This window comes from Ruegeria sp. H6, assembly GCF_056532975.1.
The window spans coordinates 17,274-37,872 of the sequence record NZ_JBQFOA010000021.1 but is presented as its reverse complement, the minus strand read 5'-3'; the positions used below and the strand labels follow the sequence as shown (position 1 = coordinate 37,872).

Sequence of the window (20,599 nt, the reverse complement as noted above, 5' to 3'; positions counted from 1 at the left end):
GGCGCATCAGCGATGCACCACAGAACAGGCTTAGGCCAGTTCGACCTCGGCGCCAGCTGCTTCCAGCTTGCCTTTGATCTCTTCGGCTTCGGCTTTGTCCACGCCTTCTTTGATCTTGCCGCCAGCTTCGACCAGTTCCTTGGCTTCTTTCAGGCCCAGACCGGTGATGCCGCGAACTTCTTTGATCACGTTGATTTTCGAAGCGCCGGCGTTCTTCAGAACGACGTCGAATTCGGTTTTCTCTTCCTCAGCTGCACCGCCGGCATCGCCAGCTGCGCCTGCGACCATGACGGCGCCGCCAGCTGCGGGCTCGATGCCGTACTCGTCTTTGAGGATGGTTTTCAGTTCTTGTGCTTCCAGCAGGGTCAGACCCACGATGCTTTCTGCGAGTGCTTTCAGATCAGCCATTGTATCAGCTCTTTCCGTTTACAGTGTGTGTTCCAACGTCAGGGTTGTTACCCTACGCAGATCATTCAGTGCCAACCGCTTACGCAGCTTCCGCCTTCTCTTCGATGGTGGAAAGGATGCTTGCGATGTTGCTTGCAGGTGCGCCAATTGCACCGGCGATGTTCGAAGCAGGCGCGCCGATGCAGCCAACGATCGAAGCAATAAGCTCCTCGCGCGACGGCATTTTCGACACGGCTGTAACACCAGCCCGGTCCAGAGCGTTCTCACCCATTGCACCGCCAAGAATTTCGAACTTTTGGTTCTCTTTGGCGTAGTCCTCGGCCACTTTGGCTGCTGCCACAGGGTCCTCGGAATAGGTCAGAACGGTCATCCCTGTCAGCAGGTCGGCCATGCTTTCACACGGCTTACCCTCAAGGGCGATTTTGGCGAGCCTGTTCTTGGCAACACGCACAGACCCGCCCGCTTCGCGTGCACGCGCGCGCAGGTCCTGCATCTCGGCAACTGTCAGACCGGCGTAGTGTGAAACCACTACGACGCCAGAGCTTTCGAAGATTTGGCCGAGTTCCTCGACCACTTTCTCTTTCTGGGCTCTATCCACAGTTCTCTCCAAGTTAGGGGCGATACCTCACCCCGGCTCATATTTGCCGCAGCTTTCGCTCCGGCGTTCAGGTCCGTTTTTACGGGATTGGCCAAAATGCGCCCGAGGGAGGGACCCTCAGAATTCTTTGGTCTTACCCGTCTCAGGCAGGAAATTAAGGGACCGAATGGCACCACCCACCGTCTTGGACGAAACGAAAGAAAGCGCACGACGAATCGCACGCTTTGTTCCGCAGGTCTACTTAGGGCAGAAGGGCGGGGTTTCCAAGGGGTAAATACCAGTTAAGCCATCAAACATAAAATACCTAAAAAAACGGCGGTGGAACCGTTGCTTGACACCCTGCAAACCAGAAAAGTACCTTGCCCAACCTAGATCGTTCAGTCGCATACTCGGTTGGCTGAGCGATGCCGCCTTTGGGACAACAGATTATGGTTAAAGAGAAATCCTTTTTTTTGCTCACCTTTGTTCTGCAAAAAGGACATTGTTTGGTTCTAGAGGACTGGCTCAAGTTCTTCGACTGGCCCCCAATTGCCTTGGTTGTCCACGTTGGACCCGACCCCGAAATCGTTGAGTCACTTGAGTCACTTGCCAAAAGATACGAAACAAAACTGATTGTACTCGGTCAAACAAGTGCGTCAGAGACAACCGAGAACGAAATCAAGCTCTTATGGGAACAATTCGAGCCAGTGGGTGACGGTGTTGCCTGCATTATACGCCTCGATACTTTGCCCTACATCCGCCAAGGTCTCGTGTGGCAAGAGAATACCCTGTCTGTAATGAACCGTGAACAAGCTTGTTTTATTACGGGCGCAACCCTGAAGTATCGAGCCGATCTGCCTTCCGACACAGATGGCCTGATGTTGACTCAGCGATTTAGTAACTGTTTTGCTATTATTCCGGCTCCGATTTGGCGGAAAGCACAATCTGCATACACAATCGAAGAGTTGGGCGTTGGGCGGTTTGCGCCAGAAGCTGCAATAGAACAATTCTGCAAAGACCAGGATATCTGGGGCATACGCTTGCTTAACTCTCCAGATCTCCGAGTTTTTCACTGTCAAGAATGGGGTTCAAGGATGGAAATAGTGCGTCGCGCCTTTTTTGCCGGGAAAGGTATCGATACCCACCTGGTTGGATTTCAGGACGACTATATGGGCGCGCGAATACGGCATTACATGCAAAAACCGACGCCCATTTGGCGAAGGGCAAGAATTGTCCTTGGCCGTTGGCGGCGTCAGGTTTTCCGCAGCAACAATCTGACTTGAAACCGCCCTTGGCACATGACCAACCCTCTGCTGACACTTTGGTTGAGACTACACCAACAAAAAAGCGTATACCGTCCAGCCTGACCCATAAAAAAAACTGAAGCGCGCACGCGAAATTCCAACCTACTCTGACTAAGGCCCCTCTCTTCGCCATTTGGGAACAGCAAAATCACAGCCTACACAACAACGGCAACGCGTTGTTGTCAGATGGCCCCAATAGACCCCTTTCTCTAATTCGAACGCTCTGAAAACAGAACCAACTGAGCCAAACCAATCAATTTCAGCAATTGTTGGAGGGTAAATTGCTCATGGCACAGTCAAAACTAAATGAGCGCAATAAAAAGCGCTCTTTGGTCCGTAAGTCGGCTCAAAACAAACTAACGCGGATTCGGAAAAGCTATCTGATAAAACATTCGATCTTCAGCTTGCAGGCGAAGCGAAACAACCATTGCCGTTACAGGTATGCCCGCAATACCGAGGCAGCACCGGATCCGATTGTCATGGCCGCCGTTTGGTCGAACCCCGCATCCGCCGTTTTCAAACCCGGGAACAGCGACAGGATTTCGCGGCGCTGCGGGGACGAAAGGGCACGAACCGAGTTTCGGGCAAGGAAAAAGCTCTCGGACAAGGCGCCGTTCGATTGAACGATATGATGGCGATCAAACATGAAATGCGTATAGCGCACGCTCTCGGATTCGCGGATTGAAACACCCGGCAGGCCACACAGATGTTTGGCCGCGACCAGAACCTCGGGCTGACCAAACAGCATTTCCGTGGCCGGGACATCGATCAGAACCCGATGCTGTTGGGATACGATCAATTCGTTGGAATTTCCAATCACACCAGCTTCGATCACCACAGGTGCCAACGCGCCCTTGGCGGCGACCTCGGTTTGACCAACCCACAACACTTTCTGGAACCCGGCATCACGGGTCCAGACCATACTGCCCACACGCAGATCTTCGACCGGCAACTCACCGTCTGCCGTCCGGATCATGGTGCCGTCTGCAAAGCAGGTTATGTAATCCGTATAGGCTGATGATCCAAAGTTGGACCCGCTGACCTTTATGTATGAGACACCGTCTTCCAACGGAGCGGAAGACGCAAATCCCCAGACATTCTGCGTCACGCCACCCTGAGAGAACACGTAGATGTCGATCTCGGGGCCAGTTGGGTTTCCCTCTGCATCCAGAGCCCGAACAGTGATGACGGATTCAGATTCGACACCCTGCCCGTCCGCAACGATGCCACCGCCATCGATAACTGTATGGTTCGCGGTGTCGTCATCGTTGAAAACATCGACGTCGAACGTGTCATCCAGAGTGATGGTCGTACCCATGCCCGCCGAGTACTCAAAAATCGTACCATCCGGCGTGTCCGAGTTGTTGATAATGCCGTTCCCGACAATCGCCCCGTTGCTGCTAGAGGTGACGACCAGGCTTTCATTGTCCTGTGCAAAGAATACGCGTTCAACCATAGCAACTTCCAACCCTGTTCTTGGCGCATTTCACTTGGCCCTTAGCCAGCGCACCAATGATACCTTTATCTGCAAGACACTACCAAATCATTGTCCGGTTTTGGAAGATGGCCACAGTCACAATATCGAAACTGTGACCCACAAAAACGACAAACCCCGGCGGAACATTCCACCGGGGCCCGAAATCGTCACGATTTATTGAGCGATTACTCGCCCGAGGCAGCAGCCACATCCAAGGTCACGCCGGGACCCATGGTCGAGCTCAGAGCGATTTTCTTCATGTAGGTGCCTTTGGCGCCCGACGGCTTGGCCTTGGCCACAGCCGAGATGAAGGCGCGGACGTTTTCGACCAGTTTGGCTTCGTCGAACGACGCTTTGCCGACACCGGCGTGCACAACGCCGCCTTTTTCCGCCTTGAACTGAACTTCACCGCCCTTGGCTGCTTCCACGGCCGCTTTCACATCCATGGTCACGGTGCCAACCTTGGGGTTCGGCATCAGGTTGCGGGGGCCCAGAACTTTACCCAGACGGCCGACGATCGGCATCATGTCCGGGGTGGCGATGCAGCGGTCGAATTCGATGGTGCCGCCCTGAATGGTTTCCATCAGGTCCTCTGCGCCGATGATATCTGCGCCAGCTTCTTTCGCCTCGTCGGCCTTGGGGCCACGCGCGAAGACTGCAACGCGCATCGCTTTACCGGTGCCGTTGGGCAGGCCGACAACGCCACGAACCATCTGGTCCGCGTGACGGGTGTCAACGCCCAGGTTCAGAGCGATCTCGATGGTTTCGTCAAATTTCGAGGTCGCGTTGCCTTTGACCAGGGAAACAGCTTCTTCGACCGACAGGTTTTCCTTGCCGGCGACAGCTTCGCGCGCAGCGCGGGTACGTTTACCGAGTTTTGCCATCTTACTTCACCTCGATGCCCATAGAGCGGGCCGAGCCCAGAATGATCTGCATTGCGCCTTCGACATCGTTGGCGTTGAGATCTTTCATTTTGGCTTCGGCGATTTCGCGAACCTGCTTCGAGGTCACGGTGGCCACGGTCTCACGACCGGGGTTTTCCGCACCGCGTGGGCGGTTCCGCTTGCCGACCGGCTTCAGGCCAGCGGCTTTTTTCAGGTAATAAGACGCGGGCGGCGTCTTGATGTCCATGGTGAAGGACTTGTCCTGATAATAGGTGATCACGGTCGGGCAAGGTGCACCCTGCTCCATGTCTGCGGTCTTGGCGTTGAACGCCTTGCAGAATTCCATGATGTTGATGCCGCGCTGACCCAGCGCCGGACCAACTGGCGGCGAGGGGTTCGCCTGACCTGCAGGAACCTGCAGCTTCATTGTACCAGCAAGCTTCTTGGCCATTTGGATTTCCTTTCAACTCGGTTGGGGCGCGCCCCGACCAGATTATGTTGCGTGGTCCGATCCGGGATCGCGATCCCGATAATCTCCCACGAGAGACTCTCGCCCGAAGACGATAGAGGCGGCATGTATATGGGAATGTGTGGGTTGGCAAGTGGTGGCTGCATCGCAATGCGATAGATTTTCAGTGCACGAGAATGACATTCTCAAAAGACAACATCCGACTGAACGTTTCGGGCCGTCACTTAGTTTCTTAGACGAGCGTCTTTCATCGCAGCGGGCCACATTTAGCGCAAATCTACATCTTGGCCCAAGATCAAGCGCAGAAACGAATTCGTTTGGCCTCAGCACTCTAAGCTTCGGCCAATAAGTCTTTGCCGCCGGTTTTCGACAAACCTTCTTTACCTCATGTCAGTTGTGATTCATGGTTTGAACTTGAACAAGCTTTTCAACCGCAAAAAACTTGGACCAGAAGGCTTAACACCATGCGCTCCATACTCTCCGCTGCTTTGATTCTGACGCTGGCTGGTTCGGCTGCCTACGCCGACAGTACGGATAGGATAAAAATCTCGATAGAAAACGACACAAACAGTGTCCTTGGTGCTGGCACGACAGAAGAAGAACAAGGCGTTGTGGTTAGCAAGACCAACGGCGAAATCGAACCCGGCGAGACTGGTGAAATCAGCTTCAAAGTCGACGATGCCAGCGGAGCGGATGCGTCACTTAAGGTCAACATCCCATTGATGGGCAAAGGTGGTGAGAGCCAAGATCTAATACTCATCCATTTCAGGTTTTCCGGCGGCAAAGCAGATTGCTACTATGTGATCTCGGGAAAACCCGGCAATATTCATGTCTCGATATACGACTGCACCGGGCCGGCCATACGATACGTCATCGGCACCACTGGCTGAGTTTCGTTGCTTGAAAACGCGTAGCAGCCGTAAATGCCATGTTGAAATCGTTTTCAAAATGGTCGCATGAACCACAAAGCCATATGCCGCAGCGGATATCCCGAAAGCAGCACGAAGAGCGCCAGGATGCCTAAATGCTCTGCTTTGGCACGCCCAAAAACTTGAATCCCAAACGAGCTGGTTAGTGGGTGCGAAATTTGTTGCCCTTAAAACAGGGCATCTACAATCGCACGAGGTTGGCTGAAAACTGAATTCAGCACAACTCCACTCAGCTCTGCTTGGTCACCTGCGTGAAATCCAGCTCGACCGGCGTTTCGCGACCGAAGATCGAGACCGACACTTTCAGCTTCTGCGCTTCGTCGTCCACGCCTTCGACCATGCCGTCGAAATCCTCGAACGGGCCGTCGTTGACCTTGACCTTCTCGCCGACCTCGAAGGTGATCATCAGCTTGGGCGCTTCTTCGCCTTCCTGAACGCGGTTCAGGATCTGGTTCACCTCGGCATCACGCATCGGCATCGGGCGGCCCTGCGGGCCCAGAAAGCCGGTAACGCGGTTGATCGAGTTCACGAGGTGATAGCCCTGATCGGACATTTCCATATGCACCAGCACATAGCCCGGCATGAAACGACGTTCGGTCGTGACTTTCTTGCCCCGGCGCACTTCGATCACCTCTTCGGTGGGCACCAGAACCTCGTCGATATCGTCCTCAAGGCCCTGTTCAGCCACCGACGTGCGGATCTGCTCTGCGATCTTCTTTTCGAAATTCGAAAGAACGCTGACCGAGTACCACCGTTTCGCCATGAACCTGTCGTCCTTGTTTGCCTTTGGGCCGCGACTGCGCCCGTCGTTGAAATTCTGTCACGTCATCCGGAATAAAAAGCGGCGCGCAGCCCGAATCGCCGCACGCCCATTCCGAATAGTTCCGCGTCACCTACTCTGACACGACGCGCTGTGCAAGGGGTCAGTCGTGTTTCCGCCCCGTCCGATGCGCGTTAGCTGAAGGCACCCAGGACCAGTTGCAGACCACCGCGAATTGCCAGATCAACAAGGGCAAAGAACACGGCCGTCAGGGCCGCCATGATGAACACCATAACCGTGGTCAGCAGTACCTCGCGCCGCGTCGGCCAAACGACCTTTGCAACTTCGGCACGGACCTGCTGGATGAACTGGATCGGGTTTGTGGTGGCCATGAGGCTTCAATCTCTCTGCTAGCGGATGGGCCGGACATAACCGGGCATTGAGGCAATTTCAAGATATCATCCGATGACAAATTGGCCCGGGGATTGCGCCGCCGGACCCGAACCGGCGACACAGAGTTGTTCGCTATGCACTGTCCCTCAGACAGATCAGGTGGTCTGCGGCGCTGCTGGTATTTTGCAGTTCTTCTGAGTCATCTGCGTCGTGATCGCATCGTAATTCCCTTTGGCCTGAGCCAGTTGATCCGACTGATCTTCGGTCGCGGCCAAAGCAAATGCGGCAGGCCAGAACAGCACCAGCGCAACGCCGGTGGCGACAGCATCCGAAGTCGATGCCTTTTTCTGCTTGGCTGTCAGCTGGTTGACATGGCTGGCAACCTGATTGCGCTCGGCCAAAAGCTGGTTGCAGCTGCGCCCTTCATAAATGGTCGGGCTGACATAGGCCGATGACACTTTGTCCGGTGAGGCGGCACATGCCGTCAAAGAGGAAAATACAAGGGTGGCCAAAAGAGCTTTCCGCACTTTTTTCTCCAGTCTTTTTGTTTGTTCACATGTGGATGACATGGTGCGAAAAGAAAATGATCGCACCGGGTTGCTATCCGATGCGATCCATTCAGAAACAAGTTTAGATTGTGTTTATTTTGTGATTTTCAACCAGAAACACGACAACATATCAGGGCTTGGGCTTGTCATCCCATTCATCGCTCAGGATGCGTTGCGCGTCGCCTTCGGGGTCATCGTATTGGTCTGATCGTACCGTGTAGATGAACGCAACCAGACCAACGCCGCCCAGAAACAGTGAAATCGGAATGAGATAGGCAAGAACTTCCATGTCGTCACCTCAGGCGCAGGGCGTTGAGAGAAACCGTGATTGATGACGTCGACATTGCCAATGCCGCGATCAACGGCGTCGCGAGGCCCGCAACGGCCAGCGGGACCGCAATCACGTTGTAGACGGTCGCTATGCGAAAGTTCTCGCGAATCCGCTTGGTCGCTTGTTCAGCCGTGGTGCAGACCTGGGCGATCGGAGACAGATCATTGCCCAGCAACACGATATCCGATGCCACCCGAGCGGCATCCAAAGCCGATGCCGGAGAAATCGACACATGCGCCGCAGCCAAGGCCGCCGTGTCGTTCAGCCCGTCCCCAACCATCAGGACCTTGTGACCTGCCTCGCTCAGCGCCTGTATCCTGGTTGCTTTGTCCTGCGGCAGGGCCTGTGCGATCCATGTCTCGATGCCCAGCTTGTCCGCCAGCATCTGAACCGCGCCTTGCGTGTCACCCGAGATCAAAATGACCTCTTTGCCTGCTGCGCGCAGGGTAGAAACGGCCTCTTCCGCGCCGGTGCGCAGACTGTCCGAAAAGGTAAAGCAGATTGGCGGATGCGCCCCGATGGAAAGCCAGGCAGAGGTTTCGCCGCTGTCTTCAGCGCCAACCCAGGCCGCGCGCCCCAGTCTTACCCTTTGATCGCGGAAAACAGCCTCGGTGCCGTATCCCGGAATTTCGACACGCTCGCGAAGCGTAGCGGGTTTGATCCCGGCCTCACGCGCCGCGCGGGTCAACGCAGTGGACAGGGGATGAGACGACGCCTCGGCCAGCGCCAGCGCAACCTCCAGATCTGCGCGCGCATGATCTCCCAAATTGGTCACTTCGGGCGTGCCCGAGGTCAGTGTACCGGTTTTGTCGAAAACTACAGTGTCAACCTGCGCCAGACGCTCCAGCGCGGTTGCGTCCTTGATCAACATGCCCTTGCGAAACAGACGGCCCGAGGCCGCCGTGGTCACCGCAGGAACAGCTAGGCCCAGCGCACAGGGGCAGGTGATAATCAGCACAGCCGCCGCGATGTTCAACGCGGTACGCAGATCACCGGAGTAGATGTACCAGCCCAGAAAGCTGAGTGCCGACAGGATATGAACCCCTGGCGCATAAAGCTTGGCCGCTTTGTCGGCCAGCGAGGTATAGCGTGACCGACCGGATTCGGCGATGGCCACCAGATCTGCCATCTGATGCAGGGACGTATCCTCACCCACAGCCGTCGCCTGAATGGTCAGAGGCCCGGTCAGGTTGACTTCGCCCGCGCTGACCGATTGGCCCGGTTGTGCAAAAACCGGCAGCGTCTCACCCGTCAGCAGGGATCGGTCGAGCTCGGACTGGCCCGAAACGATTTGGCCATCCACTGGCATCCGGCCACCCGGGCGCACAAGTATCAGATCGCCAACCCGAAGGTCAGACACGGCGACCTCATCCTCGACCCCGTCGGTCAGGCGGATCGCACGCGGAACTTCCAGCGCGGTCAGTTCCTCGGCGGCGGATCGGGCAACGGCGCGTGTCCGGTAATCCAGATAGCGACCGGCCAGCAAGAAGAAGGTCAGCGTCAGGGCCGCGTCGAAATAGGCGTGTTTGCCGCTGAGCGCCGTTTCCCAAAGCGATGTGATCAGGGCCAGCAGGATCGCCAGCACGATCGGAACATCCATATTCAGACGGTGAACCCGCAACGCGCTCCAGGCGTTCTTGAAGAACGGCTGCGCCGCAAAGGCGATGGCTGGAAAAGCGATCGCCGCGGAAATCCAATGGAACATGTCCCGCGTGGAATCTGTGGCCCCGGACCAGACCGAAACCGACAGCAGCATCACGTTCATCGAGGCAAAGCCAGCAACCGCCAGCCGCATCAGCAGATCACGCCCTGCTTTGTCCGACTGCGTGGCAGACAAAGCGCCAGGATCAAGCTCATGCGCCTCGTACCCTGCCGCAGCAAGCACCGGGATCAGATCGGTGGCGCGCACATCGGGCGCGGCCTTGATCATGGCCCGCTTTAGGGTCAGGTTCACGCGCGCGCCCTCGACCCCGGGATAGGCGTCCAGTTCCCGCTCGACCGCGGCGATACAGGCAGAGCAATGGATACCCGGCAGGGACAGGGCGATCTGAACATCCTGCGGGATGGGTCGCGCAGGCTCTGCCGGGGTCGCAATGCACCCGGGACACGCCGCCGTGCCAGAAGATATCTGCGCCGTCATCCCTTAGCCCTTAACATATAGCGGCACACGCTGCACAAATTCGGTTCCATCGCGATCCTTGGCGACCAGCCGAATATTCCAGTTGCCCTTACCCAATGCCGCCGGCGTCGCATAGGCGATCCCGTCAAAAGTGAATTGCGGTGAAAAGTCCTCTTTCACATGGGTTGCGCGGCCAACAATCGCCTGCAACTCGGCCACCTCGACCGGTGACCCGGTCTGATCCGTGATGTGCAAGACCAGCAGGCCGCCCGTGTGTTCGGCCTCGATCTCCCACCCCAGTGCCTGCTGTTCCTGCAAGCGGTCGTTGAACTGCTGGCTGGCAACGTAGGAATTCTTGACCTCTAGCCCCGGAAAGGTCTTGACCGCGCTGTAGGCCAAATAGAGGTTGACCGAGATGATCACGCCAAAAGCCGCAACAAAAACAGCAAGCGCGTGTTTGCCGGTAAATTGCCGTTCAGCCATTTTCAGTTTCCTCGCCCATTGAACGTGGTGTCTTTGTACGCGCGCTCGCCGCTTTGCGTGTCTTCAACCCAGATCCGGACCGATGTGCTATCGGCACCCGCTGGTGGCGTATCTTTGGCAGCCAGGATGTAGACCCGGGTCAGCTGCGCCGTGTCTGCGGCAACATCGACAATGTTACCGTCGACCCCTTCGATTTCCAATGTCATCGCTGAATCTCCAGCCAGAGATACCGTAAAGGGCCGTTCCTCACCATGTTTATTGCGCAGGCGCACGTCATAAGTGTTGCGGATCGTGCCGTCGGACAGTGTCACAAATGTCGGATTCCGCACTGGCGCAACCGTCAGGTCGATATCCGAACGGATGAACAGGGCGAATAGCAGCGCGAAACCGACAAGCGACCATAGCGCGGTATACATGATCGTGCGCGGACGCAGGATGTGCGACCAGACGCTTTTGGGCAGTTCACCCCCACGCTCCCGCTGTTCATCGCTCAGCGCCATATAGTCGATCAGACCGCGCGGCTTGCCGATCTTGGCCATCATGTCGTCGCAGGCATCGATACAAAGCGCGCAGGTGATGCATTCCAATTGCTGGCCGTCGCGAATGTCGATGCCGACAGGGCAGACATTCACACAGGCCATGCAATCAATGCAGTCACCTAGTTCAGAATCCGCCGTTCGCTTGCCCTTGCCACGCGGCTCGCCTCGCCATTCGCGGTAGCCGACGACCAGGGTATCCTCGTCCATCATCGCGGCCTGAATGCGGGGCCACGGGCAGGCATAGATGCAAATCTGCTCGCGCGCGAACCCGCCGAACAGGAAGGTGGTGCCTGTCAGGATCAGCATGGTGGTGTAGGCCACAGGATGCGCATTTCCTGTCACCAGATCGCGCAACAAGGTGGGCGCATCCGCGAAATAGAATATCCAGGCCCCTCCGGTGGCCAGCCCGATCAACAGCCAGACCACCCATTTGGTCAACCTCAGGCGGGCCTTGCGGAAATCCAGCTTTTTCTGCCGATGCAATCGAAGGCGCGCGTTCCGGTCGCCCTCAATCCAACGTTCAACCAGAATGTAGAGATCGGTCCACACCGTCTGCGGGCAGGCATATCCGCACCAGACCCGACCCAGCGCCGAGGTGAACAAAAACAGCCCCAACCCCGCCATGATCAGCAGGCCGGCCACAAAATAGAATTCATGTGGCCAGATTTCGATCCAGAAGAAATAGAACCGCCGGTTGGCCAAATCCAGCAACACCGCCTGATCCGGCAGGCTGGGCCCGCGATCCCATCTGATCCATGGCGTCACATAGTAGATGCCAAGTGTCACCACCATGATGATCCACTTGAGGTTACGAAAGGGCCCCGAGACACGGCGCGGAAAGATCGGCTCTCTGGCGGCATAGAGGCTTGGGGCGGGGTTGGAATCGCTCACGGGCTGGCTCCAAATCTGGCTCTTCTGAGTGTGCTTTCTTCCAGATCACAGCGCAACGGACTTTGACATGGGTCAAAATGCACATCGTGCGGACACCTTTTGTCAGTCCCCGGCCAGTCGGCGAAGCCAGCTGACAAAAGCTTTGACCGCCGGGCGCACAGGAGTCTTTGCAGTTACAATATGATAGCCACGATTGTCGGGTTCGGCATAAAGTTCTACGATACGTCCCGCCTTGATGTCGGCTTCGACGAAATGTCGCACGGTAACCGTGACACCCTGCCCCGCCCGCAGGCCATCCAGCACCAGATTACCCGGCAATTCCGTACGACCGGCACCACGGGCCGGTCCCGCATCGTGGCGCGCCAGCCAGGTTGTGCCCTCGGTCGTCCCGATCTCTTCCAGCCAGGGCAACTGGGCCAGTTCGGTCGGCGTCCAGTTCAGCTTGCCACCCAATAGCTGCGGAGCAGCCACGATGACCATGGGCGTTTGCAGCAGCATCTCCGACATGACCCCGGGCCAATCCCCCGCGCCGTACCGAATGGCCACGTCAACGCCACCCGGCCGCAGATCGACGATATCGGGCGACGGATCAAGCATCAGATCAATTTCGGGATGGGCCGCGCGAAACATCGGCAGGCGCGGCATCAGCCACGAGGCTGCAAAGGACGGCGTCAACGAGACATGCACCGGCCGGTCCGATCCTGCGCGCGACAGATCCCGCACTGCGGTTTCGATGGCGCCAAAACCCAGATGAAGCGCCCGTGCCAGATGCTCGCCATCGGCGGTCAGGGTCAGCGCCTTGCCTGTGCGATCCAGCAACGCCACACCAAGATGCTTTTCCAGCGCGCGCAATTGCTGGCTGATGGCAGCGTGGCTGACATTCAGCGCAGCACCCGCCTCGATCACATTGCGCCGTTCAGCAAAGGCTGCAAACGCTCTCAGCGACGCCAGCGGAGGAAGGTTGAGCCAATTCACATGTAACTCCTGATTACATGACCGAATTCCAATTGAGTCGCATTTCGGGCGCAAAAGGTCAATCTAGATTTCATGAAATCAGCGTATCGGAGACTGAAAATGCTGACTGTTTTTGCGAAATCCTTCATGACCGCCACCCGTATCGATGCCCCACGGATCAGGGATGTGCCCAATCGAAAAACCCGCAAGAAAAGCTGGTTGCCGGAACGTCACTGGTGGCGGGAAACGCGCCGCGATGTGGATTTGTGTGATCTGTAAAGCGCGAAGAGAATGGGCCAAGGCCCTGGCGCGTTCAATGTCTTGAAGATAAATTTAGCACCGGCTGTCCAGGAAACGCGCGAACAGATGGAACAGCCGGTGCCATAGCCTTCGGGCAATATCTCGCCCGAAGGTTTCCTTCTACTGACCGCCACCCAGTTGGTGGACATAGGCGGTTACGGCGCGGATCTGCGCCTCGGTCAGACGATTTTCCCAAGACGGCATGACGCCAAAGCGGCTGTAGGTGACCGTTTCGGTCAGGGCTTCTTCGCTGCCGCCAAACAGCCAGATGGCATCCGTCAGGTTCGGAGCACCCTGCGTCACGTCACCCTGCCCGTTATCGCCATGACAGACCGAGCAATTGTCTTCGTAGACCACCTTGCCTGCCTGAGCCGCGGCATCGTCGGTTTGTGCATTGGTCAGCGACATGACGTATTGGACCACCTGGGTGATTTCCTCGGACTCGAGAATCTCGCCAAAGGCCGGCATTTCAGAATAGCGCGCATCGTCGCTTTCTTCGTTGCGAATACCATGGGCGATGGTGAACTCGATATCTTCAAGCGTACCGCCCCACAGCCATGCATCGTCCAGCAGGTTCGGGAACCCCGGCGCACCCTGCGCACCGGACCCGTGGCACTGAGCGCACCAGGTGCGGAACACAGCACCACCGGCATTGACAGCATATTGCTGCAGCTCAGGATCACCTGCGATATCGTTCAACGGTGTCTCGACCAGCTTGGCGTTCCAGGGGGCGTTGGCCTCTTCAAAGGCAACCATCTCTTCCTGCACCAGGGCGCGCGAGGACCAGCCAAGCACACCGGCGGTTGCTGATTGCACCAGCGGCCATGCCGGGTACATGATCGTGTAGATCACGCCCCAGATGATCGTGACGTAGAAGGTCCACAGCCACCAGCGCGGCATCGGGTTGTCGAACTCTTCCAGACCGTCCCAGCTGTGGCCGGTTGTCTTCGGATCGCCCGGCAGTTTTTCAGGTGTCTTGCTCATGGCCGCGCCTCCTTGGATGTGGCGGGTTTGTCTTGCTGGGGTGCGGGTGCATCAACATGCCGGAAGGGGATATTGGCGGTGTCCTTGTATTCCTTGCTGGCACCGGGGCGGAAAACCCAGATGACGATGCCAACAAAGAAGGTGAACAGCAGCAGCAACATCCAGCTATCCGCGAACTGCCGCAGGAGTGTGTAAAGTTCCATCTCACCCTCCCTCAGCGATTCGGATCTGGGGTGAAGGTCGAGAAATCGACCAGCGTGCCCAGCATCTGCAGGTAAGCGATCAGCGCGTCCGCCTCGGTCAACTCGGGCTGGCCGTCGAAATTGCGCACATTGACTTTGTCGCCATAGCGTTCCAGCAACCCGTCAAAGTCGCTGTCGGGATCGGCCTGTGCACGGAAATCCGCCTGCGCATTCTCAAGCATCTCGTCCGTATACGGGGTTCCGACCACGGCATTGGCCGCCATGATGTCGCCGATATACTTGCCATCCAGTTTCCGGTTTTCAAGGAAGCCGTATTTTGGCATCACCGATTCCGGCACCACCGATTGCGCATCGCGCAGGTGGCGTACATGCCAGTCATCCGAGTAGCGACCGCCCACCCGGGCCAGATCAGGCCCGGTGCGTTTGGACCCCCACTGGAATGGATGGTCATACATCGATTCAGCCGCCAGCGAGTAGTGGCCATAGCGTTCGACCTCATCCCGCATCGGGCGGATCATCTGGCTGTGGCAGACATAGCAGCCTTCGCGCAGATAGATCTCGCGCCCCGCCATTTCCAGAGGGGTGTAGGGGCGCATGCCCTCCACCTTCTCGATGGTGTTCTCAAGATAGAACAGCGGGGTGATCTGAACGATGCCACCGATGGTCACGACCAGAAAGCTGAAGATCAGCAGGAGGGTCGCGTTGGTTTCAAGGATCTTGTGTTTGTCGAGAATTGCCATTGCTCCGGCCCCCTTTATTCAGCCGGGACCGCGACGGTCAGGCTGGCCTCTTTGGCCGGCGCTTTCCGCACAGTCATCCACAGGTTATAGCACATGATGATCGAACCAGCGAGGAACAGGACCCCACCCAGACCGCGCACCACGTACATCGGGAACTTGGCGGCCACGGTGTCGGCGAACGAGTTCACCAGGAAGCCGTTGGCATCCACTTCGCGCCACATCAGGCCTTCCATGATACCGGTGACCCACATCGACGCGGCGTAGAGCACGATGCCGATGGTGGCGAGCCAGAAGTGCCAGCTGACCATTTGCAGCGAGTACAGACGCTCGCGCTTCCACAGCACGGGCACCAGGAAGTACAGCGCACCAAAGGTGATCATGCCGTTCCAGCCCAGCGCGCCCGAATGCACGTGACCAATGGTCCAGTCGGTGTAGTGGCTGAGAGAGTTCACAGCACGGATCGACATCATCGGGCCTTCGAACGTGGACATGCCGTAGAAGCCGACCGAGATGACCATCATGCGGATGATCGGGTCGGTGCGCAGCTTGTCCCAAGCGCCCGACAGGGTCATCAGACCGTTGATCATACCACCCCAGGACGGCATCCAAAGCACGACCGAGAACACCATGCCCAGCGTCGAGGCCCAGTCGGGCAACGCGGTATAGTGCAGGTGGTGCGGACCGGCCCAGATATACAGGAAGATCAGCGCCCAGAAGTGGATGATCGACAGCTTGTAGCTAAAGACCGGACGCTCGGCCTGTTTGGGGATGAAATAGTACATCATGCCCAGGAAACCTGCCGTCAGGAAAAAGCCCACGGCGTTGTGGCCGTACCACCACTGGATCATAGCATCCTGCACGCCCGACCAGACGATGACCGATTTCGAGCCCCAGAAGCTAACCGGGATGGTCATGTTATTGACGAGGTGCAGCATGGCAACGGTGACGATGAACGCCAGATAGAACCAGTTCGCCACGTAGATATGGGGCTCTTTCCGCTTGACGATGGTGCCCAGGAACACGGCCAGATAAGCAACCCAGACGATCGTCAGCCAAAGGTCAACATACCATTCAGGCTCGGCATATTCCTTGGATTGAGTGCCGCCCAGGATATAGCCGGTCGCGGCCAGAACGATGAACAGCTGATAGCCCCAGAACACGAACCATGCGAGGTTTCCGCCCCACAGGCGCGCGGCACTGGTCCGCTGCACCACATAGAACGAAGTTGCGATCAACGCGTTACCACCAAAGGCGAAAATGACCGCCGAGGTGTGCAATGGCCGCAGACGGCCAAAGTTCAGATAGCCTTGCGCCCAGTCGAAATTCAGAACCGGGAAGGCCAGCTGGAACGCAATGAAGGTTCCTGCCAGAAACCCGACAACGCCCCAAAAGGCCGTTGCTATGACGCCATAACGGATCACGTCATCCATGTATTCCGCCGAGCGGTCTACGAGAATATCTGGCTCGTCAGTGTTTCTCAGCGTCCAGATGAAAAGACCACCGGCGATCAACATCACCAGTATCGCGTGCACCTGATACGCCAAATCCCGTGCATAATTTGTCCCGATCGCAGCAACCAGCGCGATCAGGGCAAGCACGATCAGCTTGATGTAGTTTGACATATTGCGTCCCTTTGCCATGCCCCGCGCGATTCTTTTCTGCCGCGCGGAACCCTTTTGACTGGGTGCATTAATGTCGCCGGGCCCCTGAACCTGCTTTGATCTGTGTCAAGACAAAGGGTCGTTTTCTGTGATTGGAATTTCTCTGACGGGCAGGCTGACCTGCCAAAATGCAAAGAGGGCGCCATGGCTTACAAATCGCTACTTACCGTTCTGACCGATGCAAACCTGGCGCGGGCACCACTGGAACAGATGGTAGCTTTGGCGATGGAACAGAACGCCCATGCCGAGGCCCTGTGCCTGGGCGTCGATCGCAGCCAGACGGGATATTACTATTCAGGCGCAAACGCGCTGATCCTTCAGGAATCCGTGTCACAGGCCAATGCCGAAGCCGATGCATTGTTAACGGCGGCACAGGATTTTCTGGAAAAGTCCGGGGCGCGGTGGTCTGCAGAAAGCGGCATTGCTCAGTTGGCAGATATCGGGCGCCATGTGGCCCGGCGGGCGCGATTCTCGGATCTGGTTGTTCTGGGTCGCCCTTACGGTGAAGGACGCGATGCCGAGGCTGAACCCATCGTAGAAGCCGCCATGTTCGAAGGCCACGCGCCGGTTCTTCTGGTACCTGACAACGCCGCTCCGATCTCGAAGCCCAAAACCATTCTGGTCGGTTGGAACGAAAGCGTTGAGGCGATGCGCGCCATCCGGTGTGCCCTGCCCTTCCTGCAAGCAGCGGATCTGGTTCGAATTGTGGTCATCGATCCACCCCGCCACGGGCCGGACCGGTCCGACCCCGGTGGGTTGCTGTCGCAAATGCTGTCGCGGCACGGGGTAAGATGCGAAATCGATGTGCTCAGCAAGACAATGACGCGGGTGTCGGACATTCTGAACCGGCATGCGGTGGATTCGCAGGCCGATATGATCGTGATGGGCGCCTATGGGCATTCGCGTTTCCGCGAGGCCATTCTGGGCGGAGCAACACGCAACATGCTGGAACAGGCGCAGATCCCGGTGTTTCTGGCGCACTGATCCGCATCGGATCAGCCGCCTGTTCCGGTCAGGCCCTTCGCACCAATCCGATCAGGAACAGCAGGATCACCGCGCCGATCGTGGCAAACAGGATCGACGACAGCAGACCGCCGCCAATCGCAAACCCCAGCGCGGGAAAGATCGCACCGGCGAGAAACGCGCCGACAATCCCGACGATGATGTTGCCGATCAGGCCAAAGCCCCTGCCCTTCATGATCTTGCCGGACAGCCACCCGGAAATCGCACCAACGAATAGCATCGCCAATATGCTACTAAATTCCATGGATCGCTCCTAACGTCTTTGCACGGATAAGGGCCTGTCCGGGATCAGACGAGGAACCCGCCATCGGTGTCATCCCCGGCTTCCTCCATAAGACGCCCCATATCAGGGATCGTCACATGGCGCTTGCCTTCCAGTTGGATGACGCCGTCCTTTTTCAGCGCCGAGATCTGGCGACTGACGGTTTCCAGCGTCAGGCCTAGATAGTCGGCCATCGCCTCACGCGTGAGCGGCAGATCAAACACAGCCGTACCTGAGAGACCGCGCTTCTGGATCGACGCGTCCCGTCGCGCGATGATCGACAACAGGCTGGCGATCTTTTCACGGGCGGTCTTGCGCCCCAGAACCAGCATCCATTCGCGCGCGGCGTCCAATTCGTCCAACGTCATCTGAAGCAGGCGTTGCGACAGATGCGGTGTGTTGGTCAAAAGCTCTTCGAAGGGGCGCTTTCGAAAGCAGCACATCATGACATCGGTGGTGGCCTGAACGTCGTATGGCGCAGATTCGCGCCCCGGACGACCGACAAAGTCGCTGGGCAACAAAAGACCTACCATCTGCGTCCGCCCGTCCTCCATCGTTTGGGTCAGGGAGGCAATGCCCGACACGACCGAGCCCACAAACGTCATCGGGTCACCGGACCAGATGATGGTCTGACCAGCCTCGAACGTGCGGTAATACTTGATATCTTCAAGCTCTTGCAGCTCGTCCTTTTCGCAATGTGCACAGACGGCCCGGTGGCGGATCGGGCAGTCATCACACTGGGTATGCTCATTCAATGCCTTGAGGGCCATTCGCGTTTCCATTTGATCTCTGTCAAAGCGTCGAAGTTATTCCAGATATACTCCCCAAGGTATGACAATGAAACCTCAATTGGCCCGGCTTGGACTTTTTGACGCGAAGGTACCGCGTTACACCAGCTATCCCACGGCACCGCATTTCAGCAATGATGTGGGGCCGGATTTGTTTGCGGACTGGATCGCTCAGATCACGCCCAACAGCAGCGTATCGCTTTACATTCACGTCCCGTTCTGCCGCCGCCTGTGCTGGTTTTGCGCATGCCGAACGCAGGGTACACAGACCGACAACCCTGTGATCGCCTATGTCGATGTTCTCAAGGCCGAGCTGGATCTGCTGGCTGCGCGTCTGCCCGAAGGAGTTACACTGTCCCGCCTCCATTGGGGCGGCGGCACACCAACGCTGTTGGGCCCTGATCTGATGCGCGATCTGGCCGCGCGTATCTTTGAAACCGTTCCATTGGGGCCGAACGCCGAATTCTCGGTCGAAATTGACCCGAATGAGATCGACGACGCACGGCTCGATGCGCTGGCTGAGGCGGGCATGAATCGCGCCTCGATCGGGGTGCAGGATTTTGACGACGAGATTCAAAAGACGATCGGACGTATTCAGGGCTATGACACCACGCGCGATGCGATCGAAAAAATCAGGGCGCGCGGGATTGCAAGCCTGAATGCCGATATCCTTTACGGCCTGCCGCATCAGACCAAGGCGCGGATGACGGAAAGCGTGCAAAAGTTGCTGTCACTGTCCCCCGACCGGGTGGCCCTTTACGGCTATGCGCATGTTCCGTGGATGGCAAAGCGTCAGCAGATGATCCCGTCCGAGGCCCTGCCGACCCCGGAACAGCGGCTGGAATTGTTTGAAACGTCCCGGCGTCTGTTCCTGTGGGACAACTACGCCGAGATCGGCATTGACCATTTCGCCACGCAAGACGATGGCCTGACACACGCATTGCGCGCCGGACGGTTGCGCCGCAATTTCCAGGGTTACACCGATGATCTGTCCCCGGTCCTGATCGGCCTCGGGGCCAGCTCGATCTCGCGGTTTCCGCAGGGCTATGCCCAGAACGCTCCAGCCACCTCGGCCCACACCAAAGCGATCCGCGCAGGGCAGTTTTCTACCGCACGCGGACACAGGTTCAAGGGTCAAGACAGCCTGCGCGCCCGTATGATCGAGGCCTTGATGTGCGACTTCAGGATCGACACCCAGGAAATCGCAAGCAGCTTTGACATCAGCGTTGCTGAGCTGAACGACATGTTCCAACGCGCGAATGCATCGTTTGACGGGCTGTTGGAGGTTACCGAAAACGGGCTGTTCATCCCACCGGCGGCCCGCCCGCTGACCCGTATGATCGCGCGCAGCTTTGATGCATATGACCTGAGCAAGGCGGGTCACAGCTCGGCGATTTAACGGGTCGTATCGCCCTCGCTCGGGCCCCGGGTTCTCAGGGGGCTTGACGCAAAGGGTTGGTTTTTTCCAAACTCACATTATGGGCAGCCCACTCGCCCATGGCCTGAGGCAGGCGATCTTGCAGACAGTTCTCTCTGGTGTCGATGCGCCGGAAAGCCCCTTTCGTGCAGCCA

24 protein-coding genes are annotated in these 20,599 nt (G+C 57.5%); 5 read left to right on the top strand and 19 right to left on the bottom strand.

Annotated elements, in window-relative coordinates; all coding sequences use genetic code 11:
• Window positions 1–30 precede the first annotated feature (30 nt).
• Entirely contained in the window at window positions 31–408 is a 378-nt protein-coding gene (gene rplL, locus ACR0AG_RS21645) for a 50S ribosomal protein L7/L12 (RefSeq protein ID WP_353009219.1), read from the bottom strand.
• A gap of 79 nt (window positions 409–487) precedes the next feature.
• Window positions 488–1,006 carry a 50S ribosomal protein L10 gene (gene rplJ / locus ACR0AG_RS21640; RefSeq protein ID WP_170479071.1) on the bottom strand — a complete coding sequence of 173 codons (519 nt, stop codon included), beginning with the start codon at window positions 1,004–1,006 and terminating at the stop codon, window positions 488–490.
• A gap of 428 nt (window positions 1,007–1,434) precedes the next feature.
• Between rplJ and ACR0AG_RS21635 the strand changes: the two genes are divergently transcribed.
• Window positions 1,435–2,268, top strand: coding sequence for a hypothetical protein (locus tag ACR0AG_RS21635; protein WP_480842655.1), 834 nt, complete (start codon window positions 1,435–1,437; stop codon window positions 2,266–2,268).
• A gap of 454 nt (window positions 2,269–2,722) precedes the next feature.
• On the opposite strand, the gene ACR0AG_RS21630 is transcribed toward ACR0AG_RS21635, so the two are convergent.
• From ACR0AG_RS21630 to rplK, 3 genes are all read right to left on the bottom strand, one after another.
• On the bottom strand, window positions 2,723–3,745 hold the full coding sequence (locus tag ACR0AG_RS21630) for a Hint domain-containing protein (protein WP_480842653.1): 1,023 nt from the start codon (window positions 3,743–3,745) through the stop codon (window positions 2,723–2,725).
• 206 nt (window positions 3,746–3,951) lie between these two features.
• Window positions 3,952–4,650, bottom strand: a complete 699-nt coding sequence (gene rplA / locus ACR0AG_RS21625; RefSeq protein ID WP_480653879.1) for a 50S ribosomal protein L1 — start codon at window positions 4,648–4,650, stop codon at window positions 3,952–3,954.
• Window position 4,651: 1 nt separating this feature from the next.
• The gene (rplK, locus tag ACR0AG_RS21620) at window positions 4,652–5,101 is read right to left on the bottom strand and encodes a 50S ribosomal protein L11 (RefSeq protein ID WP_037314971.1); all 450 of its coding nucleotides are present in this window, start codon (window positions 5,099–5,101) and stop codon (window positions 4,652–4,654) included.
• A gap of 371 nt (window positions 5,102–5,472) precedes the next feature.
• Between rplK and ACR0AG_RS21615 the strand changes: the two genes are divergently transcribed.
• Window positions 5,473–6,009, top strand: coding sequence for a hypothetical protein (locus tag ACR0AG_RS21615; protein ID WP_480842651.1), 537 nt, complete (start codon window positions 5,473–5,475; stop codon window positions 6,007–6,009).
• A gap of 268 nt (window positions 6,010–6,277) precedes the next feature.
• On the opposite strand, the gene nusG is transcribed toward ACR0AG_RS21615, so the two are convergent.
• The 8 genes from nusG to ACR0AG_RS21575 all read right to left on the bottom strand — a co-directional run bounded on the left by nusG (window position 6,278) and on the right by ACR0AG_RS21575 (window position 13,087).
• Window positions 6,278–6,811 (bottom strand): transcription termination/antitermination protein NusG, encoded by a 534-nt coding sequence (gene nusG, locus ACR0AG_RS21610; RefSeq protein ID WP_010440977.1) that lies wholly within the window; start codon window positions 6,809–6,811, stop codon window positions 6,278–6,280.
• A 191-nt stretch (window positions 6,812–7,002) separates the two neighbouring features.
• Window positions 7,003–7,200, bottom strand: a complete 198-nt coding sequence (gene secE / locus ACR0AG_RS21605) for a preprotein translocase subunit SecE (RefSeq protein WP_155142428.1) — start codon at window positions 7,198–7,200, stop codon at window positions 7,003–7,005.
• Between the two features lie 156 nt (window positions 7,201–7,356).
• Entirely contained in the window at window positions 7,357–7,728 is a 372-nt protein-coding gene (locus ACR0AG_RS21600; protein WP_480842648.1) for a hypothetical protein, read from the bottom strand.
• Between the two features lie 151 nt (window positions 7,729–7,879).
• The gene (ccoS, locus tag ACR0AG_RS21595) at window positions 7,880–8,038 is read right to left on the bottom strand and encodes a cbb3-type cytochrome oxidase assembly protein CcoS (RefSeq protein WP_480842646.1); all 159 of its coding nucleotides are present in this window, start codon (window positions 8,036–8,038) and stop codon (window positions 7,880–7,882) included.
• 4 nt (window positions 8,039–8,042) lie between these two features.
• The gene (locus ACR0AG_RS21590; RefSeq protein WP_480842643.1) at window positions 8,043–10,220 is read right to left on the bottom strand and encodes a heavy metal translocating P-type ATPase; all 2,178 of its coding nucleotides are present in this window, start codon (window positions 10,218–10,220) and stop codon (window positions 8,043–8,045) included.
• A 3-nt stretch (window positions 10,221–10,223) separates the two neighbouring features.
• Entirely contained in the window at window positions 10,224–10,682 is a 459-nt protein-coding gene (locus tag ACR0AG_RS21585) for a FixH family protein (RefSeq protein ID WP_480842641.1), read from the bottom strand.
• A 2-nt stretch (window positions 10,683–10,684) separates the two neighbouring features.
• Window positions 10,685–12,112 (bottom strand): cytochrome c oxidase accessory protein CcoG, encoded by a 1,428-nt coding sequence (gene ccoG / locus ACR0AG_RS21580; RefSeq protein WP_480842639.1) that lies wholly within the window; start codon window positions 12,110–12,112, stop codon window positions 10,685–10,687.
• A 102-nt stretch (window positions 12,113–12,214) separates the two neighbouring features.
• A complete protein-coding gene (locus ACR0AG_RS21575; RefSeq protein WP_480842637.1) occupies window positions 12,215–13,087 on the bottom strand; it encodes a LysR family transcriptional regulator in 873 nt (290 codons plus the stop codon).
• Window positions 13,088–13,186: 99 nt separating this feature from the next.
• On the opposite strand from ACR0AG_RS21575, the gene ACR0AG_RS21570 reads away from it, so the two are divergent.
• On the top strand, window positions 13,187–13,345 hold the full coding sequence (locus tag ACR0AG_RS21570) for a hypothetical protein (protein WP_480842635.1): 159 nt from the start codon (window positions 13,187–13,189) through the stop codon (window positions 13,343–13,345).
• A gap of 141 nt (window positions 13,346–13,486) precedes the next feature.
• Here ACR0AG_RS21570 and ccoP read toward each other — a convergent pair whose 3' ends face one another.
• The 4 genes from ccoP to ccoN are packed head-to-tail and all read right to left on the bottom strand — an operon-like array spanning window position 13,487 to window position 16,915.
• Window positions 13,487–14,350, bottom strand: coding sequence for a cytochrome-c oxidase, cbb3-type subunit III (ccoP, locus tag ACR0AG_RS21565; RefSeq protein ID WP_480842633.1), 864 nt, complete (start codon window positions 14,348–14,350; stop codon window positions 13,487–13,489).
• A complete protein-coding gene (locus ACR0AG_RS21560; protein WP_480842631.1) occupies window positions 14,347–14,553 on the bottom strand; it encodes a cbb3-type cytochrome c oxidase subunit 3 in 207 nt (68 codons plus the stop codon). The genes ccoP and ACR0AG_RS21560 overlap by 4 nt, the downstream gene beginning before the upstream one ends.
• An 11-nt stretch (window positions 14,554–14,564) precedes the next feature.
• The gene (ccoO, locus tag ACR0AG_RS21555) at window positions 14,565–15,293 is read right to left on the bottom strand and encodes a cytochrome-c oxidase, cbb3-type subunit II (protein WP_480842629.1); all 729 of its coding nucleotides are present in this window, start codon (window positions 15,291–15,293) and stop codon (window positions 14,565–14,567) included.
• A 14-nt stretch (window positions 15,294–15,307) separates the two neighbouring features.
• A complete protein-coding gene (gene ccoN / locus ACR0AG_RS21550; RefSeq protein WP_480842627.1) occupies window positions 15,308–16,915 on the bottom strand; it encodes a cytochrome-c oxidase, cbb3-type subunit I in 1,608 nt (535 codons plus the stop codon).
• A gap of 183 nt (window positions 16,916–17,098) precedes the next feature.
• Here ccoN and ACR0AG_RS21545 point away from each other — a divergent pair, with 183 nt between their 5' ends.
• Window positions 17,099–17,938, top strand: coding sequence for a universal stress protein (locus tag ACR0AG_RS21545; RefSeq protein WP_480842626.1), 840 nt, complete (start codon window positions 17,099–17,101; stop codon window positions 17,936–17,938).
• 28 nt (window positions 17,939–17,966) lie between these two features.
• On the opposite strand, the gene ACR0AG_RS21540 is transcribed toward ACR0AG_RS21545, so the two are convergent.
• A complete protein-coding gene (locus ACR0AG_RS21540; RefSeq protein ID WP_480842624.1) occupies window positions 17,967–18,221 on the bottom strand; it encodes a GlsB/YeaQ/YmgE family stress response membrane protein in 255 nt (84 codons plus the stop codon).
• A gap of 44 nt (window positions 18,222–18,265) precedes the next feature.
• Complete coding sequence (fnrL, locus tag ACR0AG_RS21535) at window positions 18,266–19,009, bottom strand: transcriptional regulator FnrL (RefSeq protein ID WP_480842622.1); 744 nt, start codon at window positions 19,007–19,009, stop codon at window positions 18,266–18,268.
• Between the two features lie 61 nt (window positions 19,010–19,070).
• Here fnrL and hemN point away from each other — a divergent pair, with 61 nt between their 5' ends.
• Complete coding sequence (hemN, locus tag ACR0AG_RS21530) at window positions 19,071–20,426, top strand: oxygen-independent coproporphyrinogen III oxidase (protein WP_480842620.1); 1,356 nt, start codon at window positions 19,071–19,073, stop codon at window positions 20,424–20,426.
• Window positions 20,427–20,599 lie beyond the last annotated feature (173 nt).

What these genes read in the sequence shown, in the direction of transcription:
- rplL (WP_353009219.1), bottom strand. Translation starts at nt 408, where the DNA reads ATGGCTGATCTGAAAGCACTCGCAGAAAGCATCGTGGGTCTGACCCTG.
- ACR0AG_RS21635 (WP_480842655.1), top strand. Translation starts at nt 1,435, where the DNA reads ATGGTTAAAGAGAAATCCTTTTTTTTGCTCACCTTTGTTCTGCAAAAA.
- ACR0AG_RS21630 (WP_480842653.1), bottom strand. Translation starts at nt 3,745, where the DNA reads ATGGTTGAACGCGTATTCTTTGCACAGGACAATGAAAGCCTGGTCGTC.
- rplA (WP_480653879.1), bottom strand. Translation starts at nt 4,650, where the DNA reads ATGGCAAAACTCGGTAAACGTACCCGCGCTGCGCGCGAAGCTGTCGCC.
- rplK (WP_037314971.1), bottom strand. Translation starts at nt 5,101, where the DNA reads ATGGCCAAGAAGCTTGCTGGTACAATGAAGCTGCAGGTTCCTGCAGGT.
- nusG (WP_010440977.1), bottom strand. Translation starts at nt 6,811, where the DNA reads ATGGCGAAACGGTGGTACTCGGTCAGCGTTCTTTCGAATTTCGAAAAG.
- secE (WP_155142428.1), bottom strand. Translation starts at nt 7,200, where the DNA reads ATGGCCACCACAAACCCGATCCAGTTCATCCAGCAGGTCCGTGCCGAA.
- ccoS (WP_480842646.1), bottom strand. Translation starts at nt 8,038, where the DNA reads ATGGAAGTTCTTGCCTATCTCATTCCGATTTCACTGTTTCTGGGCGGC.
- ACR0AG_RS21590 (WP_480842643.1), bottom strand. Translation starts at nt 10,220, where the DNA reads ATGACGGCGCAGATATCTTCTGGCACGGCGGCGTGTCCCGGGTGCATT.
- ACR0AG_RS21585 (WP_480842641.1), bottom strand. Translation starts at nt 10,682, where the DNA reads ATGGCTGAACGGCAATTTACCGGCAAACACGCGCTTGCTGTTTTTGTT.
- ACR0AG_RS21570 (WP_480842635.1), top strand. Translation starts at nt 13,187, where the DNA reads ATGCTGACTGTTTTTGCGAAATCCTTCATGACCGCCACCCGTATCGAT.
- ccoP (WP_480842633.1), bottom strand. Translation starts at nt 14,350, where the DNA reads ATGAGCAAGACACCTGAAAAACTGCCGGGCGATCCGAAGACAACCGGC.
- ACR0AG_RS21560 (WP_480842631.1), bottom strand. Translation starts at nt 14,553, where the DNA reads ATGGAACTTTACACACTCCTGCGGCAGTTCGCGGATAGCTGGATGTTG.
- ccoO (WP_480842629.1), bottom strand. Translation starts at nt 15,293, where the DNA reads ATGGCAATTCTCGACAAACACAAGATCCTTGAAACCAACGCGACCCTC.
- ccoN (WP_480842627.1), bottom strand. Translation starts at nt 16,915, where the DNA reads ATGTCAAACTACATCAAGCTGATCGTGCTTGCCCTGATCGCGCTGGTT.
- ACR0AG_RS21545 (WP_480842626.1), top strand. Translation starts at nt 17,099, where the DNA reads ATGGCTTACAAATCGCTACTTACCGTTCTGACCGATGCAAACCTGGCG.
- ACR0AG_RS21540 (WP_480842624.1), bottom strand. Translation starts at nt 18,221, where the DNA reads ATGGAATTTAGTAGCATATTGGCGATGCTATTCGTTGGTGCGATTTCC.
- fnrL (WP_480842622.1), bottom strand. Translation starts at nt 19,009, where the DNA reads ATGGCCCTCAAGGCATTGAATGAGCATACCCAGTGTGATGACTGCCCG.
- hemN (WP_480842620.1), top strand. Translation starts at nt 19,071, where the DNA reads ATGACAATGAAACCTCAATTGGCCCGGCTTGGACTTTTTGACGCGAAG.